The 2,448-nt window shown below is 65.0% G+C and carries 1 protein-coding gene; it reads right to left on the bottom strand.

What is annotated here, in order from left to right; genetic code table 11:
* Positions 1-2,448, bottom strand: a 2,448-nt coding sequence (polA, locus tag ACE3UY_RS12135) for a DNA polymerase I (RefSeq protein ID WP_374687779.1), incomplete at both ends; no start/stop codon positions are given.

Genomic DNA, 2,448 nt, shown 5'->3' with positions numbered 1-2,448 from the left:
TGCACCTGGAGCACCATGCGCGCCCGGTAGCGCCGCGTCAGTTCGTCATGCAGCCGGATCATGGCGACCTTGATGATGTCAGCCGCCGTGGACTGGATGGGGTGGTTGATCGCCTCGCGCTCCGCCCGCTGGACGAGCTGGCGGTTGGCGTTGGACATGGGCGACTTGAAGATGGGGAAGTAGCGGCGGCGGCCGAAGAGGCTCTCGACGTAGCCGTCGGTACGCGCCTTGCGCTTCGTCTCGTCCAGGTAGCGCTCGATGCCGGGGAATTGGGCGAAGTAGCGCTTGACGTACTGCTCCGCCTCGCCCAGCGTCAGTTCCGTCTCGCGGCTCAGCCGGAAGGCGCCCATGCCGTAGATGAGGCCGAAGTTGATCGTCTTCGCCAGCCGTCGCTGGACGGACGTGACCGATTCGACGGGGATGTTGTAGATGGCCGCGGCGGTGGCCCGGTGGATGTCCAGTCCCTTCTCGAAGGCATCCAGCAGGTAGGGGTCGCGGCTGATGTGGGCCATGATGCGCAACTCGACCTGGGAATAGTCGGCCGACAGGAAGAACCAGCCAGGCTCGGTGACGAAGCCGCGCCGGATCTGCTGGCCCACCTCGCTGCGGATGGGGATGTTCTGCAAATTGGGGTTGCTGCTGGCCAGCCGGCCGCTGATGGCCCCGATCTGGCTGAAGCTGGTGTGGATGCGCCCGGTGGTCGGGTTGATCAGGCCGGGCAGCGCGTCCACGTAGGTTCCCTTCAGCTTGCCGAGTTCGCGGTACTCGATGATGGCGGCGATGATGCCCGTCTTGTCGTCTCGTTTCAGCGCCTCCAGCACGTCGGCGGCGGTGGAGTAGTGGCCGCTGCTGATCTTCTTCAGTCCCGCGCGCGGCAGTTGCAGCTTCTGAAAAAGAATGTCACTCAGTTGTTGGGTGGAGTTGATGTTGAACGGCTCGCCAGCGATCTCGTGGATCGTCCCCTCCAGCTTGAGCATGCTGGCTTGCAGGTCTTGCGACATGTGGCGGAAGAAGTCCACGTCGATGCGCACACCGACGCGCTCCATGTCGGCCAGCACCGGCATGAGCTGCATCTCCAGATCGAGCAGGCGGGTCAATCCCTTCTCGTCCAGTTCGCGCTGCAAGAGAGGTAGCAGGCGTAGCGTCATGTCGGCGTCGGCCGCGCCGTAGGGAGCGGCCAGGTCGATGGGCACTTCGGCGAAGGTTACTTGCGTCTTGCCCCGGCCGATAAGTTCTTCGATCTCGTGCATCTCCGCGCCCAGCCGGTGGCGGGCCAGGTCTTTCAACCCCTTGTGCTTCGTCGCCGGGTCGGTCAACCACTCGGCGATCATCGTGTCGAATCCAACCGGGGTGATGGGCAGGTCGAAGCGCGAGAGGATCATGCAGTCGAACTTGGCATTGTGGGCCACCTTGGGGATGGCCGGGTTGGTCAACGCCGGGCGCAGCGCCTCGACCACACGGCGCAGCGGCAACTGGTTCGGCTCCAGTTGCGGCGCGCCGGCGAACAAGTTCATCTGGCCGGACTCGACCTGGGCCGCGCCGGAGAGGTGGCCGACGGGGATGTAGTAAGCCGCCGGTGGCTCGACGGCCAGGCAGATGCCAACGATGCCGGCCGTCAGGCGATCCAGGCTGTTCGTCTCCACGTCGAAGCTGATCCACGACGCCGTTTCCAGCGCGCCGACCAGTTCGGCCAACTCGGCTTCGGTGCGCACAACCACAACCTCGGTCGGCCGCCACTCGCTTTGGTCGGTGGCGACCGGCGGCACCTCGGCCGGCTCCACCCCGGCCAACAGAATGTTGCTCAGCGAGCGGAACTCCAAGTCGCGGAAGATGGCGAGGACGGTGGCGACGTCAAAGTCGCGGGCCACGCAATCGGCCAGCTCGACACTGATGGGGGCGTCGGTGACGATGCGGGCCAACTGGTAGCTAAGTTCGGACGAGGCGCGGCCGTCGGCCAGCTTCTGGCGCAGCGCGCCCTTGATGTCGTCGAGGTGGGCATACAGGTTCTCCAGTGTGCCGTATTCGGCCAGTAGTTTGACGGCCGTCTTGTCGCCGATGCCCTTCACGCCGGGGATGTTGTCGCTGACGTCGCCGACCAGGGCCTTGTAGTCCACCACCTGATCGGGACGAACGCCAAGGTAAGCCATCACGCCGGCCGCGTCGTAGGTCTCGCCAGCTTGGCCCTGCTTGCGGGCGGGCAGTTCGACGCGGGTGTTGTCGTCCACCAGTTGCAGCAGGTCGCGGTCGCCGGTAATGATGTGCACCGGAACCTGGCCGCCCATCTGCCGGGCGATGGTTCCCAGCACGTCGTCGGCCTCGAACCCTTCCAGTTCCAGAATGGGAATATTGAGGGCGCGGACGACCTGCTTGATGCGGTTGATCTGCACGTCCAGTTCGTCGGGCATCTTCTCGCGCGTGCCCTTGTAGGCGTCGAACAGGTCATCGCGG

Origin of the sequence: Promineifilum sp. (SeqCode) (genome assembly GCF_041918635.1) — a bacterium.
Lineage (GTDB): Bacteria > Chloroflexota > Anaerolineae > Promineifilales > Promineifilaceae > Promineifilum.
The sequence above is the reverse complement of the archived record's forward strand: the minus strand, read 5'-3'. Positions and strand labels throughout refer to the sequence as shown.